The organism is Zavarzinella sp., from assembly GCA_041399155.1.
GTDB lineage: Bacteria > Planctomycetota > Planctomycetia > Gemmatales > Gemmataceae > JAWKTI01.
Window position 1 is genome coordinate 2230378 of sequence record JAWKTI010000001.1, and the last position, 24507, is coordinate 2254884.

The following is a 24507-nucleotide window of genomic DNA, read 5'->3' on the forward strand; positions in this document are numbered from 1 at the left end:
GCGGCCCCGAAAAACAGTTTCCAAATTAAAGGACGGGTTTTACTGCTGTTTGAGGGGCGAATGGGATGCTGTCAGCCAGTTCGCAAGTTTGGCACAGGCACCCGGCTGGGCGATTGCTTCGGCCAGTGTTGTCAATTCCGCCCGCACCGCCTGAAGTTGAGTGGGATTTTCCAACCAATCTAACATCTTATTTGCTAAGAGTTTAGAGCAATCGCGTTCACTGATCACTTCGGGAAAAATTTGCTTGTCTGCCAGCAGATTCACCAGAGTAATGAACCGCACATTCATAATCAACGGCTTTATTTTTTTTGCAAGTCGCTTGATTCGGTAAGTGATGACTGCCGGCGTACGATAATACATCAATTCAAGGCTGACGGAACCAGAAACTGCCAGGCATGCTTGAGAAGCCGCGATGATTTCTGGCGTTTTACCCACATATACGGTTACGGGCAGTGCGGAATTACCAAGGATCCTGGTTGCCATATCCGCCTGAAGGGAATTGTAAGACGCCACTAGAAAGCGAGTTTGTGGCAGTACAGAAAGTATTAACTTTGCAGCACCCAACATATCTTTCAAATTGCGCAGAACTTCCTGATTTCTGGAGCCTGGTAACAGGCCGATCACCGGCCCACCTTTCTGTGCACCCTCAATCCAATGCTGGTCGAGTTGTCGTCTTTTCAATTCATCGAAATATGGATGGCCAATGTACGTGGTGGGCACACCATGTTTCTCCAGCCATTCATGTTCAAATGGCAAACAGGAAAACACATGGTCGCACAGTCGTTTCATTTTTTTGACCCGCCACGATGCCCACGCCCAGATCTGTGGTGGGACAAAAAAGTAAACGGGTATGCCATGCTTTCGAGCACGTTCGGCCAGTTTCCAATGGAAACCAGGATAGTCAATCATGATCAGGGCATTTGGGCGTTGGGTGCGAAAAAAATCCTCCGCTTGATCAAGTAGCCGTTTGAATGTGCGGAGTTGTTTCAGGACCGCACTGATCCCCATTACGGAATGGTTGCTCAGTGGGTAAAGCAATTGGCAGCCTTCGGCGGCCATCGCATCACCACCGAAGCCGGAAATCTGCACATCTGGCTGACAGGTTTTCAGTGCACGGATCAGGTTGGTGGCGTGCATTTCTCCGCTTGGTTCACCAGCACTGATAAAAAAATGCATTGACTCCACCTGAAAAGATAGTCGTAAGTACTTAATTTGTAAGCACTTAGTACTGCTAGAAGAACAATCGTCGGATGTCGTTATACATAGCGAACGCAAACAGCATCAAAATGAGCACCAACCCGATGATCAATGCCCAATCCATAACACGATCCGGGGCTGGTTTGCCACGGATTTTCTCATAAATGAGAAACACCATGTGCCCACCGTCCATCACAGGAATTGGCAGGAAGTTGACGACTGCCAGATTGATGCTGACCAGCCCCAGAAACACCAGAAACTGCCAACGGTCGTATCCAGCAATCTTGTAGGAGATATTCGCAATCGACAGTGGCCCACTGATACTTTTCAGCGAAATCTGGCGGAATACTGTGGCGTAAAGCGTCTGGTAGATATTTTTCAGAGTTCGGATAGTGCGTTTCCCACCCAACTTCAACGCATCCAGATAAGTATCCGCTTTTTTGATTTGCGTATCGTACGCCAACATCAGCCCACGGTCTTCCAGTGGCCAGGATTTGTTTTCTTTACATTCCAGGGGCAGGGTAATAATGTTTTCACCACTTCCATCGGTCCGTTTTACCTTCAATTCCATTGCATCGCTTGGTCGGTTCTGCATCAAACCGAATAGCGCAGCGCCGGAATGCAGATTGAGCGTATCCCAGGAACCCATTTTGAACTGGTCTTTCTTCACCAGTTCGGAAAAACGAACTTCGGTAATGATGTCCCCTTCCCGCAGACCATTTTTTGCTGCAAGTGATTCTGGATCGATTGTGTCTACAGTCAAATCGATGTAGTAAGCCAGCCCCAAACCAGAAATGGCCATGGGTGCATTCCGACCACCGATCGATTCACCATTCGATTCCAGAACTTTGTCCCATTTGGTGGTAAAGGTCATTAATTTGCCAGTTTTTTCATCGCCCGTTGGGCTGCGCAGTACTTCAATTTTAACTTCCAGATTCGTGCTGGTAGCTGCCCACTTTTCTAATTCAAACGACAATTGGAATGGATCATAAAGTACTTCTTCAATCCCCACCTTTTGGTCTTTGCTCTTTTCTTCAACAAAGCGTTTGATCCCACCTTCGTTGGTGGTAACCTGAATAGCTACGAGCCGATCCCCACCAGTGTGGTCCTCGACATTGGCAGTTTTCATCCGACTGTCGCTACCATCATCAGCCTTGGCGGTGGCAGCGGGCCCATTGGCACGAAGTGCTGCCAGTCGCCCCATTTGAAAACGCACACCAGGTATTTCACGTGCATAAGGTACAGCAACTTCAAAATGAAAGCGTTTTCCTTCCCTTTCCACGACAACAATCATCGGTTTGCCGAGCATCAGCTTCTGGCGTCGGGCAAATTCCTCATATACCCTCTTCGTGACACCATCCGGGTCAACGTAAGTGGGGATATCGCTGACTTTCTTTGGGTCGGTGGGATCATAAGAGCATGCCACGATCTGGTCATTCGCCTGAAAGCCATTTCCGTTCTCATCAACGGCTAATCGTCCGGGACGCGGCAATTTCATTAATTCCAGCATCGGCGGTAATTTTCGAGGCATTTTCAACTGATTGGCCGGCCCGATACCAATGGTGGGATAAAGCTCATCAGGTGCACGCGTCGCAACAAGTGTTAATTCCCGCGTTTTCTCATCTCCATCAACGATCAGAGGAATAGCTTCCCCTTTGGAAGAACTCATGATGGTGGGTTTGATGTCATCAAACGAGGGTTTCTCGATGCTGGCAATTTTCTGAATTCGATCACCAGCCCGAATATCTGCTTCCCATGCGGGTGAGCCAACCGAGACATAACCAACAACGGCTGGTGGTTCTTCGACACCATGTTTGTAAGCAATCAGGAAGCAGGTGCATCCCATGATCACGTTCATGATGACGCCCGCAGAAATAATCAGCATTCGCTGGTAGACCGACTTATTCTTAAATGAACGTGGATCTTCTTCAGCGTCTTCAGAGTCGCCGTTTTCGCCTTCACCCACCATTTTGACGAAACCGCCCAATGGGATCCAGCCGATTTTGTAGGTGGTTTCGCCATATTTGAACTGGCAGAACGGCAGCGCCTGCCCAAATCCAATGCTGAAGGTTTCTACGTGAACATCGCACCATTTGGCAGCCAGAAAATGGCCCAATTCGTGGATAAAGATCACCAGCCCCAGCCCCAGTGCTGCCAGACCCAGTTCCAGAACATTCAGTTGCAGGTAATAAATGCCGAATATGACGATCATCAGCATCACCAGCGAACCGTAATTGGTGCTTTTACGCGGTGCCTGCTGACTTACGGTTGAGAGATTGTTATTTTCCGGTTTATCCACCGGGTAGCCTCCAGTCTGGCCCACTGATCAAGAGCAAGAATCTCTTCGAGCGTGGGGTTAGGAATGTAATCGTGGGCATGCAGAACATGTCCACAGAGCAATGCGATATCCAGGTAACTGATTTCCTGCCTGAGAAATCGCTCGACAGCGACTTCATTAGCAGCATTTAAAACTGTTCCAGAAGATCCTTTCTTTCGACATACCTCATAGCCCAATTCTATGGCTGGAAAGGTCGTTGTGTCTGGTTTTTCAAAGCGTAACTGAAACATTTCCTTCCAGTTCATCGTGCGGGCAGGTCCGACGCACCGTTTGGGATAGCAAAGTGCGTACTGAATTGGCAGCCGCATATCTGGTGGGGAGAGTTGGGCCAACACCGAACCATCCAGAAATTCGACAAAGGAGTGAACAATCGACTCAGGATGAATCACCAGTTCAATCTGGTCTGCCTGCAGGTCAAACAACCAGTGCGCTTCAATAATTTCCAGGGCTTTGTTCATCAGGGTGGCGGAATCGATGGTTATCTTCCTGCCCATCTTCCAGGTGGGGTGGTTCAACGCTTCTGCAACGGTAACTTTCGCTAGTTGCTCTGAACTGTGACCCCGAAACGGCCCCCCACTGCCGGTAATAATGATCCGTTTCAGACCTCGCTGTTGGTGCAACGCCTGAAATATCGCACTGTGTTCGCTATCCACCGGCAAGATTTCTGCATCATGACGCTGTGCAGCACCCATTACCAAGTGGCCCGCCACCACCAGACTTTCTTTGTTTGCAAGGCACACCCGTTTCCCAGCCTCCGCCGCAGCAAGCGTGCTGCGCAGGCCAGCAGCACCCACCATCGCGGATACCACGGTATCAACCGTCGTAAGTGCTAATTCTGCAAGGAGTTCCGTCTCTGAAAGCAACAGCTTTATCCCACTGGGGAGTGCCTGCTTTAACTGTTGGTGGTGGGTAGAATCTGCCAGAAATACCCAATTGGGAGAAAATTCACTTGCCTGAACAGCTAATTTTTCCCACGACTGATTAGCCGCAAGCCCTGCCACACGAAATTGTTCAGGCAGAAACCGCACAACGTCGAGCGTGTTTTGGCCAATCGAACCGGTTGAACCCAGCACGGCAACGTTTCGTGGATGATGAGACAGGTTCATGCAATTCGAAAACAGTGCGTAGAATGATCCGCAGTTTCTAATACAGTATTTCGGTGGAAACGTCCTGATATACTGGCGGGAAAGAAATTTTTCAAAAAAAAGACGGAAAAAAAGCAAAATTGCAGATTTTCGGACTTTTTTCCCACTACTCACCGTTGCTGCTTCGTTATTTCTTGTTAGAAATACTGTTTACGGTATATTTGAAGTTTGCGAAGCTGAAAAGTTGCGATGAAGGAGTTTTATGTCGATCAAGATGCGAGTGCATGACCGAGAACCAATCCAGGCAGCCTTACGCCGGTTCAAAAAGTTAATTGAACGCAGTGGCCTGAAAAAAGAACTTCGAAAGCACGAGTATTATGAGAAACCATGTGAACTTCGTCGTCGTGCGGCGGTACGGAAAATCCGTGCGATTCGCAAAGCATCGATCACCCGCCCTGAAAGATAAGTAACGCACCCTGCCCAAGCACTTCTCATATTGCTGCAATGCAATAATGTGTTATTGCGAAATCACACTTCACAAACATTGCAATATTCCAACTAAGCAATAAACTCTCGGCCAAATCATTTACTGTAATTCTGTACAAAAATTTCAATCCATTTCGATTTTGCGTCGTCTTCTTTATTGTGTGCAGATTTCCCCGTTTTGTGGGTGAAAACTGATCTCACCAAAGTGACTGACGTAGAGATGAAACCAGCATAGAATGGAAAATCTAATCCGATCGAAACGATTGTACTGGTAGTATGAGTTCAAGCGGTCATGTTTTGTACATACTAATCAACCAAATTGCATTGCTGTGTCGATTTTACCAGTTAAAATTGCGGTGTGTGGTATTCTGTGCGGATTACGTAGACCACGCAGATTTGGCAAACTGGACCAAATACTGCTTGAGGACATCAGTTAATACCACTGGATACAAACAGAATGTTGGCAGCGCCTGGCACCAAATTCTGCTCCGAAACGAATGAAATTATGAGTCGAACTGAATTTTTCGGTTTGCTTGACTGTGGGAATAGTATTGAGTTGAACTCGCAGCACATTCTTGCTGTTTAATGTTGTTGATCTGATATTTTTAATGTTGGTACCTTACTACAGAGTGTGATTGACCCCAATGAGACCTTCACCGTTTTTCCGCAAGTTCTTGATCATCATCGCAGTAGCGGTGTGCGTCTTTTACTTGTCGTATCGTGCAATTTACACGTTTAACCTGACGAGTACCTACGCCGTCATTGCGTCTGTGGCGTTGTATGTTGCGGAGTGCTTCGGCATTTTCAACCTGTTCCTGTTCTTTCTGCAGGCATGGGATGTCGATGAGCCGGATCAGCAGCCCGTGCTGGAAGGCAGAACTGTCGATGTATTTGTCCCCACCTACAACGAGGACATTACCCTGCTTCGGGCCACACTGGAGGCATGTGCGAGGATGGATTACCCGCACAAAACCTACGTGCTGGACGATGGCCGAAGGTCGGAAGTGGAAGCACTGGCACGCGATTTGAACATTCATTACATCGCTCGCCCAGACAATCGCCACTTCAAAGCTGGTAATTTGAACTACGCATTTGAGCGAACGGATGGCGAGTTCACCATCATTCTGGATGCTGACCATGTGCCGGAACCTCATTTCATTACCCGTACCATCGGGTACTTTGCGGATGAACGGGTAGCATTCGTGCAATCCCCCCACGCCTTTTACAACTTCGATTCTTTCCAGGCTCGTCTCGATCATCAATCGCGAAAGTACTGGGAAGAAGGCCATTTGTTCTATTACGTGATTCAACCCGGCCGTAACCACTGGGGCTGTCCCATTTTTGCTGGTTCTGCTGCCATTTTCCGACGCTCAGCACTGCAGGAAGTTGGTTTCATTGCAACGGAAACCATCACGGAAGACTTGCACACCAGTTTACGGCTGACTGCAAAAGGCTGGAAAGGTATTGCAATCACCGAACGTCTGGTGGCAGGTCAGGCCGCACCCGATATCACCACGTTCCACGCCCAACGACTGCGTTGGGGCACAGGGAACCTGTCAATTTTGAAATATGACAACCCGCTGTTCATCAGTGGCTTATCCCTCCCACAACGCCTGAGCTATCTTGGCTCGATGCTGCATTGGTCCAGTGGGATATTTAAACTGGTAATTTACGCAACACCGATTGCGATGTTATTTACTGGCGTCCCACCTGTCCGCGAGTTTTCGTGGGACCTGATCATTACCACGCTGGTCTACCTGATCGTCTCTCTGGCAACAATGAAGCTGGTGTCCAACGGCTATGGTTCGATCATCAATTCAGAACTGTTCTCCATGGTGAACTTCTGGACCCAGATCAAATCTACCTTCCGTGCGTTGTTTGGCTATGGTTCCCGTATTTTCAATGTGACACCGAAGGGTACTGCGGCACTGAAGCAACGTCAGGAAAAATCGGTTTGGCCGTACATTCGTCCCCACACCTGGTTAATGCTGATTAGCGTCTTCGCGTTGGTCTGGGGCTGGGGCAAACTGATGTTTGATCCCGCTACACTGCCATTCTTAGGCAAATATCTCACCTTCCTGCCCAAGTTAGGCTTTGGTATTTCGGACGATTACTTCCGCCCGGTGGTACCCACCATCTGGGTGCTGATCCACTTCTGGCTGGCATACAAAGTAACGCAGAAAGCGTTCTGGCCTGCCGACCTGCGTTACGCAACACGTCACCAGGTCAGCGCCAACGTGGAATATGTTACTTCAGAAAGTGATGCCACACCACGCTTCGGTGTGACACTGGATTTGAATGATACTGGCATGGCACTGATTGCATACGAACGTCTGCAATTGGGTGAGACTTACCGATTTACCCTGCGTGCCGCCTCCGAAATGGTGAAGGTACGTGGAACTGTACGATCATTTGAAACGCTCGCAAAAGATTCTCAGGCTGAAGGATATCGTTACGGGATTCAATTTAACAATGTGACCCCACCACAAGTGGATGCGATCAATCGTATCTGTCTGCACTATGGTGTGCCGCGGATGTACGCAGAATACGATAAGAAGCGTGCTGGCACAGGCTTCCTGAATCGGCTGTCTCAATTCCAGGATCGTGGTTTGTCGCAACGACGTGCTGAAACACGTAATGCGTATCGGATGCCTATTATCATCAATAGTGGCAATACGGAAGATACCGCAGAATTTGGTACGACGGACGATCTGAGCCGCACTGCAACTGCCGTGCTGTTAAGCACCAAAGTGCCAGAAAACGCCCTGGTGGGATATTTAATTACCTCACCAATGGGGAATATTCGCGGTACAGCACGTGTTCTGCGAGCAGATGAGCAACAACTGGCAGGTAAGACATACTACCGCACCGTATTGCAATTTGAAGAATTTGATGGCCAGGGCCGCACCACTGTGAACAGCCTGGCGAATGTGTGGGAAGCCCGCAGCATCAAATCCACCCTGCAACCCGATCGCAAATCTACCTTCAGCCGGATGGCAAAACCAACCATCTTTGCGATGTTGATTGCGGCACCGTTGCTGTTGCTGGAACTGGGTGCGTTCAAGTTCTACCACTCCGATGACTTTGTGCTTCGAAAACTGGTGGATAAGAGTAAAACATCCGTCCTGACCGATGCAGAACGGAAAGAAATCTTCCGCATTCGCGATAAGACTCTTTCTGCCAGCAATCCCAGCAGCGACCGCCTGGTGCTGTTAATGGAAGGATTAAAAGCGACAGACTCCCGAGAAGACCAATTGAAGGTAGCAGAACTACTCGCCAATCGGGCTCCATGGGACAACAGTCTGCAACAAACATTGATCTATGCCCAGATCAAGAACAATAAGTTTGTCGAAGCAGAACAAACTTATCGCAAGCTGAAGATCAAGTCGGAAAACGGCACGTTGAAAGATCCGGAACAATTGACCCTGGATCTGGCTGGTGCCCGCCTTGCAGAACACAAGGGCGATCTGGATACCGCACTAACACGCTACAAATCTGTATTTGAGCGTCAGCCAAATTATTTCCCAGACCGTGGTACACCCGATGCGGTTCCACTGCGTCAGGAATATGCAGGGGTGCTGATCAAAGCCGGGAAATACGAAGAAGCGAAAGAAATCCTGCGTGCTGCGGACCCACTGAATATCGAAACACGCAGACAATTGGTGCATATTCACAACACGGAAGGGTTGCGATATCGTGCCGAAGCTGCAAGCAGCCGCACTCCAAATCCTGCCATGGAAGAGCGTGCCAATGTGGAGTTTCGTGCCGCACGTCAGGTGGTGGATGATTTCATCAATGCAGTGCAAGCTGCCCCACAGACAGATATGAAAAAACAGGAAGCCTTGCTGGAAGCAGGCCAACTGATGAAATCTGACATAGCCATGGCCCAACAGAACTGGGATAGTGCCCGCGAGATTGTTGGACTGGTTGCTCGGAATTACAACAACGACATTACTAAAGCCCCGGTTGACTTACGCCGACGTCTTGCCCAGGCGACTTTGGGAATGGGGAATAATATCGAGGCCGCACGCAGCTTCGCTAGCATCATTGAAGAAAACAGCTTTGAATTGATTAAGAAAAATGGGGTGAACGACCCGATTGTTTACGGTTTCATTGATGCATCCGCCAATAAAGATGTCGATCTGACCAAGCCTGAATTGAAGGCCGTAGTCGATCAGATTTTTGTGGCACAGGGTAATAATTCGTTTACCAACCCCGTCTACATGGTTCGCTATGGCTGGGTGCTGCAGCGAGCAGGTGAGTTTGCGAAAAGTGCCTCGGTGCTGGAACAAGCTCGAAACAACGCACCGAATAACACAGAAGTTCGTGACCAGTTGGTGAATGTTTATCTGGCCTCCAACAACCTGACCAGTGCAGCACAGTTGCTTGCAGGTTCCAACCAGTTCAAAGCTGGGATGGTTACTGCAAGTCTCCACCTGAAAAATGGCGACTATCGCCGTGCCGAAGAAGAACTTCGTCGCCTGCAGCGAATCCCACTGGGTTCTACCGTGGGCACCAACGAAGTTGTGCAACAGAAAGATCTGGATGAAGTGGATAGCCTGTTGGGTAAAACGATGAGCCTGCAGGCACTTAATGCACCTGCCGACCTCCAGCAGACATCATTTGATCAGGCAAAATTGTACTACGAGACGATGATCAAGCGGAACCCAACGAATATTGAGTATCCCGCACGTCTGGCAGATCTTTACCTGTGGGCAGCCGATCGCACCAAGCATCCCGCTGACTACAACGAAGCTCTGAAACGCTACCAGGCTATTCTGGAATCTAATCGCTTCACAGTTGCAGTAGTCGATAGTGACCCGAATGCAGACATCAGCCGTGCCACACGGGCCAGTGTTGAGCAGGGTTTTATTGATGCTGCAAGCGGTGCAAGTGAATTGACTGCAGAACAGCTGAAGACGGCAATCAATATTGCCCGCCTGCAGATCAGCACAGATCGCATTTCGCGTAATCCCGATCAGGATGCGTTGAAATGGTCTCGGATGTCCTGGGTATTGCTGCGGTCGAAAGATCCGGAAGCGATGAAAGAAGCCAAGTTACTGGCACGGAAGGCATTTGAACTGAAACCATCCGACCCACAAACCCTGCGGGAGTTGGCTGGCACATTGACCGCACTGGAAGATTACGTCGGTGGTGCCATGGCATATGAACTGATTCCAAATCAGAAACTGGAAGACCGCATGGAATTGGTGAAAGTTTATACGGGTGCCAAAGACTGGACGAAGGCAAATAGTCTGTTGAGCACACTGATTGCACAGCCTGACTTGAAACCAGAGCAGAAGAAGCAACTGGAGTTCCAGCAATCAAGTATCCTGGGCTGGTCAGGCAAACATGATGAATCGATCAAAGCACTGGACAGTATGTTGATTCGATATCCAGACTTCAAAGAAGCAGAAGTACTTCGTGCTGAAGTGACCTCGTGGAAGAAAGAGTACGATACCGCAACGAAAATGTTCGCTTCACTCAACACCAAGTACCCCACGGATATCGTGATTCAGCGTGGTTTTGCAAAAGCAGCGGCATCTTCGAAAGATCCGCTCAGTCCGGATATTCAGACAGCATTACAGAAACTTACCGATTCTGCGATGACGATTCAGAACAAAGACATTGCCCTGCACGCCCACCTGGCTGAAGTACAGGCAGTGAAGATGAACGACCCCACGAAGGCAAAGCAATTGGCTTTGAAAGCATTTGACCTGAATCCACAGGATCCTGTGGCCAGAAAAGTGCTTGCAACTTCAATGGCGAATGAAAAAATCGGCTTGTACAAGCAAGCAGATGTGATGTATGAAGGCCTGGAGCTGGAAGGGGAAGATCGCTTCAATTATGCTTTGATTGCTGTACAGGCAGAGAACTTTGATGCTGCCCGCAAACAGGCCCGCCTGTTCGTGGAAGAGCAGATGCCAAACACCGATCAGTCCCGCAAAGCACGTCGGTTGCTGGCTCAGGTGCTGACATGGAAGGGTGATTATGAAGAAGCTCTGGCTGTGTATGAGCAATTAGTAAAAGAACGTGCCCCCGATATGGATATGCGGGTGGATATTGCTGAACTACACCGCTTCTGGCAGAACTACCCGGTTGCTCTCGCGAAGTATGCAGAATTGTTGAACGAAGACAGCAACAACACTAACCTTTGGATTGGAATTGTCGATTCCGCTTCCAGTGCCCCACTGCCATTGGTGCTGGAACAACGTGAATTACTGCTGAAAGTTCATGATTTGTACTCACCTGTCATTAAAGACCCCCGCCGGTTGTCCCGCCTGGCATGGGTAATGTTACGGTTGAGTGATATGAAACGGGCAAACGATCTCCTTGACCGTGCGGTGCTTGCAAATCCAGATCAGCCTGCAGTTCGCAAAGAACTTGCTGGGGTGCTGGCAGCAGCAAATCGTCGTCAACAGGCGATTGAAATGCTTAGCCCGGAGTATGTCTTCCGTACTCTGGACATTAAAGAGATTCTGGATCTGAGTGACCTGTTAACGGCAGAAGCTCAACTGAATCGAGCTGAAGAATTGTTGGGAGCTGTGGTCACTGAAAAATCCGAGAAGAAATATCGTTTGCAGTATGCTTCTGTTCTCCTGTGGAACGGGAAGTATCCGAAAGCACGCGATATCCTCCGGGATCTTGCCCGCGACTTCCCACAAGATGATGTGATTGCATTACGCATCGCACAGAGCTATCTGTGGTCTTACGATTACGATGGTGCGTTGAAGGAATACACCGGCCTGATTCAACGAAAAGCTGAGACCACCAAAGATCCGTTAACCAATCAGGAAATCTGGCGTGGGTTTGTGGATGCTGCTTCTGGTTTTGCTGGCAGCAGCCTGCGGGAACGACCTCGAGCCGAGCTCGGCCCGATCTTTTCCACAGCACAACGAGATGGGATCTTCCGGGCATTTGAAGCATTGCCTTCCGTGGAAGCAGTCTTGAAGTCTGCACAGCAGGAAGAAATGAAAGTGTTAATGAGCCGTAAGCTGGATACCGAAGTTTGGAATCAGGAAGAAAAGGCATTGCAGCAGAAGCAATTGGCGGAAATGAAAACCCTGGGAGAAAGCATGGGCCGGCTAGGTCTGGTGCTTGCATTCCTGGGTGACAGCACCCGCAGCAGTCAGGCGTTTGGTGCTGCACTGGCCATCGATAAAACCAATCGCGAGATCTGGTTGCAGTATGCCCAGGCAATGACTGCGACAGGTAACGATGCTGGTGCCCGCAGCGTGTTCGAATGGTTGCTTGCTACAGCACCGAAAAAAGGTAGATCTTTACCCCCACCCGAAGATACGTTGACTCCGAAACGAAATCAGCGTTAATCTGTCACTTTCCAATTGAAATTATCGCCCAATTCTCTGTTTCCACTTTCTGTATTCCACCCGCATCATAAAACTACTGGAAGCGATCCAACGGTTTCTTCCTTATGAAAGATGCAGCAACGACTCAGTGGGTAATCAATGTTGGCGAACAGGATTTCGAACAGGAAGTCCTGGTTCGATCCCAGACCACACCAGTGGTGGTTGATTTCTGGGCCGAGTGGTGCGGTCCTTGTCGGCAGATTGGGCCTGTTTTGGAACGCCTTGCCATGGAAAAGGCCGGGGCGTTTGTTCTGGCAAAAATCAATGTTGATGAAGCACCACGACTGGCACAATATTTTCGAATTGAAAGTATTCCTGCGGTGTTGGCATTTTCTGATGGGCAGCCCAAAGATGGCTTTGTGGGTTTACTGCCTGAAAATGAACTGATCGAGTTCATCGACCGTGCGGCTAACGCAGAAATTACCCCCAGCCCACTGGAGCAAGCGAAAGAACTGGAAGAAACCGCTCCTGCAGACGCGATGGAAATCTACCAGGCTCTTCTGGAAAATCCTGATTTCGCAGACGCTGCCAAGGTGGGCATTGCACGTTTGAAAATCAATGCCAACGATACTACTGATCTGGAAGAATTGCTCCACAGCATCCCACCTGTGGGGGAACTTGGTACCGAAGTAGAGCGATTACGCCGAATTCTTGAAATGCGCAGTAATGCAGCAGAATCGGGCGATGAACAGCAGATTCGCAGCAAGCTGGCAGCCAATCCTAACGACCCACAGGCTCTCTTTGAATTGGGCAGCTTTCTTGCATCCCACGAAAAATATCCGGAAGCTCTGGCAGAGTTATTGAAAGCTGCCCAGGAAGATCGGGAATTGGGACGCGGGCCTGTTCGGGAACTGATGGTGAAGATTTTTGAAATCGTCGGGGTGCGGAGTGATCTGGCCGATCAATACCGCGATCAACTTCGCTCGGTGCTATATTAGCCAAAAATACAATATTGCAATATAGCAATAATATGTTTTAACGATAATTTTGGATTGATTTTCGACTTTTTTCCCCGCGTTGAGGATCTTTGCTGTTTTTTGCTGACTAGTAATGAAAGATTATTGCACGTGGGGTGGTTGTTACAGTGAATCGTGGTAATAACTGGAAAGAATTGATCGAACACACCAAGACATGTGTTGATCAGTCATTGAAAAGTGCCAGCGAGGTGGTTTTTGGGGCATCGCCGGAAATTTTACGCGATGCAGTAAATTACTCCTTATTCGCACCTGGCAAGCGTTTACGCCCACTATTGGTATGTTTTACGGCACAGGCATGTGGAGCCACCATTGAAGCTGCCTTACCTGCAGCAATCGCAGTCGAGATGGTACACACCTACTCGTTAATCCACGACGACCTGCCCGCGATGGATAATGACGATCTTCGTCGCGGATTGCCCACTTGTCATGTAAAATATGGTGAAGCGGCAGCCATTCTGGCTGGTGATGCCCTGTTGACTGCTGCTTTTGAGTGGTTAAGCCATTGTTATCCCCCACGGTTGGCTGCAGTTAATGTATTATTGCTCAGTCGTGGTGCGGGTGCCTCCGGAATGGTTGGCGGGCAAATGCTCGATCTGATTGCGGAAGGCCGGTATGAAAATTACCCACGACCTGGCAGCGTGGCAGAACTGGAATTAATTCACCGCTTGAAGACGGGTGCGTTGTTCTCCGTTTGCTGCCAGATGGGTCTGGAAGTGGCAAAAGAGTTTGCTCAACCAGTCCCACCTGCGAAGTACGATGACCTTGTGAAAAATTTCTCACAATCATTTGGACTGGCATTCCAGATTGCAGATGACCTGCTGGATGTGGAAGCTCACGTGGATGTGGTGGGGAAGAAAACTGGCAAAGATGCCGATCGTGGAAAATTAACCTTTCCCACGGTTTTAGGTATCGATGCAAGTCGTGAACGAGCATATACTTTGTATCAACAGTCATTGGAATTGATCAACCAGATGGGTGTGGGCAGTCAGCCACTTGCTGCCTTGGTTCGAATGATCATGGAACGGGATCGTTAATTGACAGCAAAAGAGGAATCATGATGACACCGATTTTACCGAACATCCAATCCCCAATGGACTTACGGCAATTAAACGATGCACAGATGCATCAATTAAGCCAGGAAATCCGCGACGAATTGGTGCGTGTTCTTAAATTGCGTCCCGCCCACTTTGCCAGTAACCTGGGTGTCGTGGAATTAACTCTGGCACTGCACCAGGTGTTTGATTTCCGCACCGATCGGCTGATCTGGGATACCGGCCACCAGATTTACCCACAAAAACTGATCACTGGGCGATACAACCGATTCGATACCATTCGCACAAAAGGTGGGTTGATGGGCTTTCCCAACCCACAGGAAAGCGAATACGATCTCTTTATGACTGGCCACGCAGGCTGCAGTGTATCTACGGCATCCGGCTTGAAAGCTGGCGACGACCTGCTGGGCCATACTGACCGCCACTCCATCGCTGTCATAGGTGACGGTGCCCTGGTTTCCGGTATCGTTTTCGAAGCATTCAATAACATTTCTGGCATGGACCAGAATCTGCTCGTCATTCTAAATGATAACAGAATGTCTATATGCCCACGCACCGGTGGGCTGGCACAGTATTTGGATCAATGCCGAATGACGTCGCTGTACCAGGGGTCGAAAAAGAGCATCAACTACCTGCTCTCAAAAATTCCCCTTCTGGGAGATATGGCCCACTCCGCACTGGAACAGTTGCGGGATGGCCTGAAGGCCGTACTGAAAGAAGGAATGCTCTTCGAGGAAATGGGTTTCCGCTACTTTGGGCCGGTTGATGGTCATGATTTACCCACCCTGACCCGGATTCTGCGTGACCTCAAAGGTCAGAAAGGGCCGATCCTGCTGCACCTGTTCACCGAAAAAGGTCATGGCGTGCCCCAGGCCAGCGAAGACCCGGTGACGTTCCACAGCCCACCCATCTTCACGGATGTGGGACCGGAACGCACCAATATTGTGACCAAAAAAGGCAGCAGCAAGGCTTATACCGACCTCGTCAGCAGTTCCATTGAAAAAGTGATGGAGCAAAATGAGAAAGTTGTCATTTTAACCGCTGCGATGTGCCAGGGGAACAAACTGGAGCAAGTGCGTGAAAAGTTCCCCACCAGGTTCTTTGATGTGGGAATCTGCGAATCCCACGCCGTAGCATTTGCCGCAGGGATGGCAAAAACCGGTATTATCCCAATTGTGGACATCTATTCCACCTTCCTGCAGCGTTCTTTCGACCAGATTTTCCAGGAAGTGGCACTCCAGAACCTTCCGGTTATCTTTACATTGGACCGCGCTGGCCTGGCCGGCCCTGATGGCCCCACGCACCATGGGTGTTTTGATATTCCCTACATGCGGGTATTCCCCAACATGGTGTGCATGGCACCTGGGGATAGTCTGGATGTCGAGCCGATGCTGCAATTCTGTCTCGATGCTGGCAAGCCAATCTCGATGCGTTACCCGAAAGCAAATCTGGAACAGATCGACCGGACAGTATCACCGATTGAACTTGGCAAAGCGGAAGTCATTAGCGAGGGAGATGATGGGCTTTTCCTTGTTTATGGTGCCTTCCTGCCGTCTGTCATGCGTGCCGTCGAAGCACTGCGAGAGGAAGGGTTGGAACTTACCGTTGTCAACGCACGGTTTGTCAAACCGCTGGATCGGCAAACGATTCTGCCACTGATCCAGAAGTTGCCATTCGTGATCACGGTGGAGGAAGGCACCACCGAAGGTGGCTTTGGCAGTGCTGTACTGGAAGCAGCCAACGACGCCCGAATCAGCACCCACCACATACAGCGATTGGGGATTCCTGATCGCTTTATTGAACATGCCGAACGTGGAGAGTTATTGGCTGATCTTGGCCTCGATACTTCCGGTTTTTGCAAAACCGCCCGCCTCGCCCATCAACTGGCGATGGAAAATCAATCACAATCAACCTGATCAGCATTATTCTAAAAGTTACCTCATCGGCATTTCCCACAATTAGCCATTTCCGCCACAATACACGCTGAAAACAGGTCTTTGACAACTTGTTAATCCCAACTCGTCGTCCCGCACCACCTCTATTCTCTCATTTAGGCAAGGCATCTGCAGGCCATCGAAGCGAAGCTGGTAGAGGTATTTCAGCGATTTGCTGCTACATGTGGATGTTTTCATCGTCATTCCCGCGCAGGCGGGAATCCAGAAGAGAACACTTGAAATTGCGATTAAAACTTCTGTTATGAACCGAGGACTTTCGCCGAGGTAGGGTTTCGATTTAAAGCCCTTAGCAACAGCAAGGGAATTTCTTAAAATTCTTAAATGTTATCACACAAAGACGCGAATGGGAACTCATCCAGCAAAGTTCGTAAATCACGCTAGGTGGGAATCCATAGAAGCGAATTCACATTGGTTCATCAGACTTACTTCGTCGTCAACGCACATGTGCTGGCCCTTTCTGAATTCGATATCGATAGGCTGGTTACATAAACCTTGTTTTGAAACAAGAAGATTCGAATATTTTTCTTGAATTAGATAATTATGAAAAACGAGTGGTTCGTTACTGAACAGATTCAATTAGTAGATTGGGTCGCTGATCTTACACAGTTGCTCAGCACACCTGATTTATTAGTGGAATGGTCGTGTGCTGCTTCGGCAATAGCAAGTTCTTGTCTCATGGCAATCCCAGAGGCTGTTCCAGAATACAACCTTTCAATCAATCACCTGCATTCTATTCCGAAGGAAATTCAATTTCGATATCAGACTAAACAAGAGATTGACCTGCTTTCGTACGCTGACCAATCCCTAAATAGTGGAGCTAAAGTAGCCACACAGATTGCCTTTTTAGACAATGGAGTAGTTTCTGAACAAAAAGTGTCAAATGTAGGAGAGCTTCCATTGGGAGTTAGAAACGATCTTTCTAATAAGTATGGCAATATAGTAAATAATTCATCAAGATTCTTTTCTATTGGGGGTCACTTGATTCGATCTTTAGATCATTTGACATTAATTAAAGAATACTACAATAATAATTCATATAATGAGGATTGTTTCTCGGTAGTGTTTTCCCTACACTCTGATATATGGCTGCCATGGATTGATAACCAAAAAATTGATAATCGTATGTTAGCACGTATTCATACATCTAGGCTGAATGCTTTTCTTGACCAAATGCGGCAACTCACTCTCAGACTAGGTGGAGAGTGGGCTTTTGAAGCGTGTGCTTTCACGGAATTTATCCACGAGACAGGTGTGTACATTGCAAGTTAGTCATAAGTGGAATAAGTATTGCAAATTGTTGAATCTCCCGCACTTAAAACCCTTACTTGCATTCCCGAGTACACTAAATTTCCAGACGATTGCTGTTGACAGGAAGTATTGATATACTACATAGAATAATTTTTTTGAGGAAAAAAGATGCGGGCGATCATTGCTTTGTTACGAATATTTTGGAATGTGATTACATTAAAAGAAACAGGCTTGGCGAATCCGAATCACATCGACATTGTTGCTGAAGATATAGCTGCAAAGAAACTAGTATTGATTATGACCGAACATCGCAAGTGGGATGGCGATAATATGCGTAGACAGTTTCTTGAAAAAGTGAAAGCCTATACAAATTATGTCTTGAGTAATAAATTCGCTGATGACTGGAAAAAATATCGGATTTCTGATGTGATTTTCAAACTCGACTCTGCACACAAACCCGATAATGAGACAATTTCTCTATTTGATAAGGTGAATGCCGACTTATCCGAACATGGGATTGAATTTTGTTATGAAGTCTGTTAAGTATTTCTTGAAAGTTTGAAAGTTGTTCATTTCCTTGCAAAGACCATCCTAGCAATTTTTTGGGGCATTTTAATAAATTATACGTGTTTACATACGGGTTTGAATTTTCCGGCCATCACGGGTTTCCCGCACAATGCGGGCACGTTCGATGATGCCTTTCCGAAAAGTTGGGCATCGATCATCCGGGAGATTTCACAATCATCCGTTCCATAAAGGCCTTGTTGCTGGGCGATTTTTCCATTTGCTTCAGCAGCGATTCCATCGCCTGAGTAGGGGGCATATCAATCAAGTGACGTCTTAACAGATGAACTCTCTTCAGTATATCAGGATCCAGCAACCGCTCTTCTTTTCGAGTACCAGATTCCGCGAGATTCACAGCCGGGAAAATACGACGATCTGCCAGTTTGCGATCCAGCACCAATTCCATGTTTCCAGTGCCTTTGAATTCCTCAAAAATCACATCGTCCATCCTGCTGCCGGTCTCAACAAGGCAGGTACCAATCACGGTAATTGATCCCCCTTCCTCAAAACAACGTGCAGTACCAAAAAGGCGTTTCGGAATTTCCAGTGCTTTCGAATCAACACCACCGCTCATAGTGCGGCCACTGTTGCCAGCAGTTTTGTTATAGGCTCGCGCCAACCGTGTCAGGCTATCCAACAATACAAACACCTGTTGCCCCTGCTGGGCCAGGCGTTTTGCACGTTCCATCACCAGTTGGGCAATCCGGACATGGTTACCAGCATCAAAATCGCTGGAACTGGCAATCACTTCCCCACGAATTTTCCGCTTCATGTCGGTTACTTCTTCGGGTCGCTCATCTACCAGCAGCACCATCAGGTACATTTCCGGGTGGTTGGCCAGCACTCCTTCGGCGATCTGGGATAGCAGCACTGTTTTCCCGGTCCGTGGTGGAGCCACAATCAGGCCACGCTGTCCTTTCCCGATCGGGCAAAACAGATCAATCATTCGCGTGCTTAACGGCCCACCCGGAGTTTCCAGGACAATCTGTTCGCCGGGGTCAATCGCAGTTAAATCGTCCCAATCACGCAGAAAATAATCGGCCGTAGGCTTTCCTTCAATACGATCAATGCTGACGACACGTGGACCACTGGAGTTGGTGCCGGGAGCTGCCAGGCCTTCCACAAACAAACCTTCCTGTAACTTGTGCTGTTGGATTGTCTGCGGGCTGACATAGGCATCGTTGCTGTTGGGCTTGTAATGCTTATCCGCATTACGTAAAAAGCCAAACCGCTTCGGGTTCAGTTCCAGGACACCACTGACCGGTGTGCAGTCTTCCGGTGAGTATGCAACTTCCTGAGGTATGTTGTGGGTTTGCGTACGCGAATGATGTTGCGTGCGCGAAGCAGATGATCTCTTCGTCATGTTCAAATCATTGAATCGGAAAAAAGTTATTGCTGTGTCTTCCGTCAGGTCAGCAATGTCGAATAAAACTAGTCTACGCTTAAGATCGAGTGGGCGAAACGAGCCAATCTGGGACAGCCCTGATGCTTCGGGGATTGCCTGCTGCTATTTGAATAGATTGCCCACACAAATGCAACATTAATCTATGGTTTTGCAGAAAATTGTCGATCCAACCAGTCTGCAACTGCTTTCTCATTCGATTCCTGGGCACGGATTTCTGTTCGGCTTACTTTTTTACCCGCAATTTGCTGCTGCAGTTTTTTGATTTCGCTGTCAGTCAACACCACATTATGACCATCAAGCGGGCGTTCCATTCGCAATGAAATCTTCTCAGGCCAGTTATTCAGGCGATAATTCAGAACATCCCATTGCCCTGCACCAGGCACAGCCATGCTGAATGGTAACTGGATCGAATTCGTGTTGAGTGGGGCATCAAAACCAAGAACTCCCCCACGAGCAAGTACCGCGCGAACGTTGGTGAGTTTGTCTGCCAACAACATTGCCATTGCAGCACCATCGGGACTGCCGATGGTGGGCTCTTTCGCGATTGCATAAGGAGCCACCGCAGCTTTGGCAGATTCATTGGCTGGTTGGGTCGACTCCCCAAAGATCGCCCAGGGCAACTTGCTGCCGACCAGCTCTTCTTTAGTCCGCAACCACTGGTGCAGTGCGGCAGCCTGGTTCATCCGCATGCCAAAGATCGTTTCACCAAACATCAGTTCGGTGGCACCGCGGCCGGTGAGGGTACTGGAACGGCCCAAACTGGTGCCGGTGGTGCTTTCCCCAGCGTGCAGCAGATCGGGCACTACCAAAATGAGTTGTTTACGGATGCATTCCTCGATCAGTGGGGCGTTTTTCGTCACAAATGCTTCTTTTCCGGTGCCACAAAGACAGTACACGACGCCGTTAGCGGCTCCCTTCGGCTGAAAAATGACCACAGGAGTGGTAGTAACGTCGCGAAAATCCACTTCAAGTCTGATCAGCTTGCCACCAGAAATTGGCGTTTCTGAAGTTTTCACACTACCCACCTCAAACGGTGTGGGAGAACGAAACACCAAGTTTGACACAAAATGTGCTAGCTGATCATTTCTTAAAAAACTCTCAGATCTTGCAATTTTTTCTTGCTTGAGTATTTCGAGAAAACTGGCAGGTTTTAATTTTTGGCGGGCCTCCTCTGTCCAGCAGAGCAGATCTTTCGATTCAAGCCGATCCTGCACTTCAACTGCATTAATCTGGAACCAGGCATTTAATTTGGGAAGCAGCATTTTGCGGTGCACCGCACCAATGTTGTTGCAGTGGGTCGATTCCGGGGCGGAGCCACGCACCGAACCACTGCCATGAACCGCTGAGATGTTGTCTGGTTGTTCATACCACTGCCAGATTTTGCCAAAGCGGTGCCAGACCGGGTCGTTTTCTGCCGACCAGGCAAATTCGTGGGCATAACCCAGATAACGTGGGGCAACGCTCCCCACGATAACCCACGGCAAAAAGCCATCTTTGGCAGAAAAAGCGATGTTTCGTGTGGATTCCCAACTACCGCCCCCCATGAAATTGAACGTCTGCACCGCATTTTTGGGCAGAGGATAGGGCGTTTCTGGTTGTGGCCCGCCAAAATTGAACGGCACCACGCAGGTAATTCGTGGGTCGAGTGCGGCGGTAACAGCAACCGGGTCGCCCCCACCTGCCACCGAACCAAGCAACGCAATACGTTTTGGGTCACATTCGTATTTTGTCAGTAACAGGTCGGTGCCTCGCATCATATCCCAAGCCATCCAGCCAATCAGGGTATCACCCAGCAGGCTCAGACGGTATCCCGTGTCATACCGAAAGTAATAATCCTGTCGTGACGACCGAAATTCCTGTGGGTAATCCTCCGGCCTGGTGAAAGGATGCGTTCGACGTTCTCCATGGCCCAGTTGATCGGGAATCAGTACGCAGCACCCTGCCCTGGCCCACAGCACACCCATATCCTGTAATTCGCTTTGCGTTTTAGGATTATGGTGACTGTGGCAAATTTGTATCCCGGGCGAATTTTTCTGTAACTTTTTTGGGCGGTACAGATTCGCACTGACCCAGAAGTTTTCCCGAGTTTGAAAAAGCAAATTTTCCACCACGTGGGAACCACGATCGATGGTTTTTGTTATTTCCATGCGAAGTGGCACCGGATTTTCTGGAAAATAGCCCAGCTTCGCCTTCAATGCCGCAATTTTACCGTCACGAAACTTCTCCCATGTGGGCAGATCTTTCAGTGCGTTCCATTCAGCAGTGGATCGCTGATTCGCTGCTTCTTTAAGCTTGCGAAAGCGGTCGCTGGTTTGTTCCTGAATCAACTTTTTGCTGGCACTGCTCCCCTGGATCAACTCCCACGCCTGGGGAGAAAAGTCTGCCGCTTGAATGGTGAGTGCCGATAAGCCAATTTGCAGTGCCACAAAAAGTTTGAACATGGTGAAAGCTCGGAGAGATTATCGCAATATTAAAATATCGTTAGATGAAAATGAAGCAGAAACTGCGATATTGCAAAATTACTATAAAATGATGTTGCAATATTGCTATTTAATCATCAAGTCGGCAGGTTTCACATTTGGGACAAACTTGTTGTTGCCAAACGGTGTGGCTTTGAATTCACCCACGATTGATACATTCAGGTCTGGCTTAATTGTTTCGTCCATTCCCAACGACCAGAATGTGGCGTTCACCAACAAACGTCGCAAGCCAACGCTCAGTAAATCTTCCGACGCACCCATGGTGGTGGTGAAGACTTTCCCTTTCTTGCCAGGCACCACTTCATAGGATTTGGTCCAGGCAATTGGCATCATGGGTGAATTTTTCGGTCCATCCACCGCAGGATCGGTAATTTTCATTCCGGTTAATACCTGCCCGAGCACCAGTGGGGTGCTGTCTCCTGGCAGTGGCAGATTTACACGATAGACATCGGTGGGGCCAAAAATTTCCTCACCTTTCACCCCACGCAGGATGGGGTGGTCTTTCTGCTCAGCCACCAGAACACCTTTAGTGGCTTCTCGCCCATGGTTGCCATGGTGCGCCACCCAGGTTTCTCCGAGAATTGCTTTACCGAAACCACCTTCCCAGCCTTTTGCTTTCGATTGCCAGTGAAAGTTCGCAAATTCCTTACTGGGTGTATTAAAGGCGTGTGTGGCCGTTCGCAAGCCAATGATCGGCTTTCCAGTTTTCAGATAATCATCGAAGTACTTTAACTGATCATCCGGCAATCTGCGGAAGCGGGTGAACAGAATCATTAGATCGGCTTTTTCCAATTGGGAAAGTCCCGGAATATTGTTCGTCACATTGGGGTTAATCGTGTTCGTCTTCGGATCAATCGCGTAAAGAACCACGCAATCAAAGCCGTGGTGCTGTGACAGAATCTTAGCCAGTTGGGTCAGCACTTCTTCGGAGCGATATTCTTCATCACCACTGACAAGTACCACTTTTTTCCCTTTCCCTGGGCCTTCTTTGCCAGGGAATGTCGCCCACAATGCCTCATCAGCAAACGAAGACGATGTGAAAACGAACGCACAAACCAGTATCAGCCGTTGCATGGAAAGGAACCTCTCAAAAAGTACAGTTTAACCAAAGGCTTCAGACAGAATCCAGCAAATTTTTCTGTCTTTCAGGCATTTCTGGTTTTGTTGGCAAATCGAGAAGCCTAACGAACAACTATTGTGGGCGATTACCTGCACCATGCACGTAAAATGATCTGATCGAAATTGCCTGGAAGAAAATAACGATGTTCCCACCTAAGCGAATTGCGACCAATCTGATTACTGGCTTTTTGGGTGTCGGAAAAACCACCACCATTTTGCAACTGATGGCCCAACGGCCTGAAAACGAACAGTGGGCAGTGATTGTTAATGAATATGGTGATATTGGCATTGATGGTGCCATCCTGGAGAGTGCCGGCGAACAGATCGAGGTGCGGGAAATCACAGGTGGTTGTGTCTGTTGCACTTCAGCGGTCTATTTTCAATTTGCGTTGGTTCAACTATTGGAAAAACAACGCTTTGATCGACTGATCATTGAAACCTCGGGTATCGTTCATCCTGCCCAATTGCTGAAGGAATTAGCCAAACCTGTATTTCTGGATCGCCTGAATCTGCAAGCAGTTGTGGGAATTATCTCGCCCCACGACTGGCTGAACGCCGAAATGCGCTCAACTCCACTCTTTCAGGAAGCAATTGCCATTGCCGATGTGCTGGTGCTTAACCGTGCCGATGAGGTGGCTGCGAATGTGGCGCAAGATTTTCGCACATGGGCATCGCAGCTACCCCAGCCACCAATACAGACGGTGGTGGTACAACATGGTCAGATCGATGCATATATTCTGAATATCCCCCACCGAAACATGGGGGGAATTCTCTCAGAAAATACACAGGCCAGCCAGGAATCGGCCCCTGCAACGAAACAGCCCTTGCTGATTTCCACCCCAAGTCCCGGTTTCCCGATTCGCAAAACAGCCCGCACGCCAGGTGGGCATTCGTGTGGCTGGATCTTTTCCGTGCATGATCGATTTTGTGAAGAAAAACTAATGAATTTTGTCACATCTTTGGTGCGGCACCACCTGGGGATTCCATCTGGTATTCGCTTGAAAGGTTACTTTCATCTGGAAAATGGCTGGATCCAGTTGCAATTTGCTCAGGAAAGGCTCATCAGCATCCCTGCAGCACCCCGAAGCGACAGCAGATTAGAAATTTTACTTGTAGGCGCCCCACCCGACTGCAAGTGGGTGGAAGAACAATTTCTGAAGTGCTTACTGAGTAAAGTTTGAAAACTACTATCTTGGGCGAGCCACAGGCTAAAACTTTCGCGGAACCGAAGACC

At 48.7% G+C, this 24507-nt stretch carries 15 protein-coding genes; 8 read left to right on the forward strand and 7 right to left on the reverse strand.

Annotated elements, in window-relative coordinates; all coding sequences use genetic code 11:
• Positions 1-39 precede the first annotated feature (39 nt).
• From lpxB to R3B84_09230, 3 genes are read right to left on the reverse strand one after another with little or no spacing between them, the layout of a single operon-like run.
• Positions 40-1176 (reverse strand): lipid-A-disaccharide synthase, encoded by a 1137-nt coding sequence (lpxB, locus tag R3B84_09220; GenBank protein MEZ6140737.1) that lies wholly within the window; start codon positions 1174-1176, stop codon positions 40-42.
• Positions 1177-1231: 55 nt separating this feature from the next.
• Positions 1232-3496 carry an RIP metalloprotease RseP gene (gene rseP, locus R3B84_09225; GenBank protein ID MEZ6140738.1) on the reverse strand — a complete coding sequence of 755 codons (2265 nt, stop codon included), beginning with the start codon at positions 3494-3496 and terminating at the stop codon, positions 1232-1234.
• Positions 3460-4641 carry a 1-deoxy-D-xylulose-5-phosphate reductoisomerase gene (locus R3B84_09230; GenBank protein ID MEZ6140739.1) on the reverse strand — a complete coding sequence of 394 codons (1182 nt, stop codon included), beginning with the start codon at positions 4639-4641 and terminating at the stop codon, positions 3460-3462. The genes rseP and R3B84_09230 overlap by 37 nt, the downstream gene beginning before the upstream one ends.
• A gap of 241 nt (positions 4642-4882) precedes the next feature.
• Between R3B84_09230 and rpsU the strand changes: the two genes are divergently transcribed.
• The 5 genes from rpsU (at position 4883) to dxs (ending at position 16418) form a co-directional block, all read left to right on the forward strand.
• Positions 4883-5086: a 30S ribosomal protein S21 gene (rpsU, locus tag R3B84_09235; protein ID MEZ6140740.1), complete on the forward strand. Its 204-nt coding sequence runs from the start codon at positions 4883-4885 to the stop codon at positions 5084-5086.
• Positions 5087-5750: 664 nt separating this feature from the next.
• Entirely contained in the window at positions 5751-12434 is a 6684-nt protein-coding gene (locus tag R3B84_09240) for a glycosyltransferase (protein MEZ6140741.1), read from the forward strand.
• A 104-nt stretch (positions 12435-12538) separates the two neighbouring features.
• A complete protein-coding gene (gene trxA, locus R3B84_09245) occupies positions 12539-13411 on the forward strand; it encodes a thioredoxin (protein ID MEZ6140742.1) in 873 nt (290 codons plus the stop codon).
• A gap of 146 nt (positions 13412-13557) precedes the next feature.
• Positions 13558-14484, forward strand: coding sequence for a polyprenyl synthetase family protein (locus R3B84_09250; GenBank protein MEZ6140743.1), 927 nt, complete (start codon positions 13558-13560; stop codon positions 14482-14484).
• Between the two features lie 20 nt (positions 14485-14504).
• On the forward strand, positions 14505-16418 hold the full coding sequence (gene dxs / locus R3B84_09255) for a 1-deoxy-D-xylulose-5-phosphate synthase (protein MEZ6140744.1): 1914 nt from the start codon (positions 14505-14507) through the stop codon (positions 16416-16418).
• A 42-nt stretch (positions 16419-16460) separates the two neighbouring features.
• Here dxs and R3B84_09260 read toward each other — a convergent pair whose 3' ends face one another.
• A complete protein-coding gene (locus R3B84_09260; GenBank protein ID MEZ6140745.1) occupies positions 16461-16634 on the reverse strand; it encodes a hypothetical protein in 174 nt (57 codons plus the stop codon).
• Between the two features lie 363 nt (positions 16635-16997).
• Between R3B84_09260 and R3B84_09265 the strand changes: the two genes are divergently transcribed.
• Entirely contained in the window at positions 16998-17726 is a 729-nt protein-coding gene (locus R3B84_09265; protein MEZ6140746.1) for a hypothetical protein, read from the forward strand.
• Between the two features lie 147 nt (positions 17727-17873).
• Complete coding sequence (locus tag R3B84_09270) at positions 17874-18248, forward strand: DUF6572 domain-containing protein (GenBank protein ID MEZ6140747.1); 375 nt, start codon at positions 17874-17876, stop codon at positions 18246-18248.
• Between the two features lie 178 nt (positions 18249-18426).
• Here R3B84_09270 and rho read toward each other — a convergent pair whose 3' ends face one another.
• From rho to R3B84_09285, 3 genes are all read right to left on the reverse strand, one after another.
• Positions 18427-19632 carry a transcription termination factor Rho gene (gene rho, locus R3B84_09275; GenBank protein ID MEZ6140748.1) on the reverse strand — a complete coding sequence of 402 codons (1206 nt, stop codon included), beginning with the start codon at positions 19630-19632 and terminating at the stop codon, positions 18427-18429.
• A gap of 182 nt (positions 19633-19814) precedes the next feature.
• Positions 19815-22115 carry a hypothetical protein gene (locus tag R3B84_09280; GenBank protein MEZ6140749.1) on the reverse strand — a complete coding sequence of 767 codons (2301 nt, stop codon included), beginning with the start codon at positions 22113-22115 and terminating at the stop codon, positions 19815-19817.
• Between the two features lie 105 nt (positions 22116-22220).
• The gene (locus R3B84_09285) at positions 22221-23228 is read right to left on the reverse strand and encodes a ThuA domain-containing protein (GenBank protein ID MEZ6140750.1); all 1008 of its coding nucleotides are present in this window, start codon (positions 23226-23228) and stop codon (positions 22221-22223) included.
• Positions 23229-23416: 188 nt separating this feature from the next.
• Here R3B84_09285 and R3B84_09290 point away from each other — a divergent pair, with 188 nt between their 5' ends.
• Positions 23417-24454, forward strand: coding sequence for a GTP-binding protein (locus R3B84_09290; protein MEZ6140751.1), 1038 nt, complete (start codon positions 23417-23419; stop codon positions 24452-24454).
• Positions 24455-24507 lie beyond the last annotated feature (53 nt).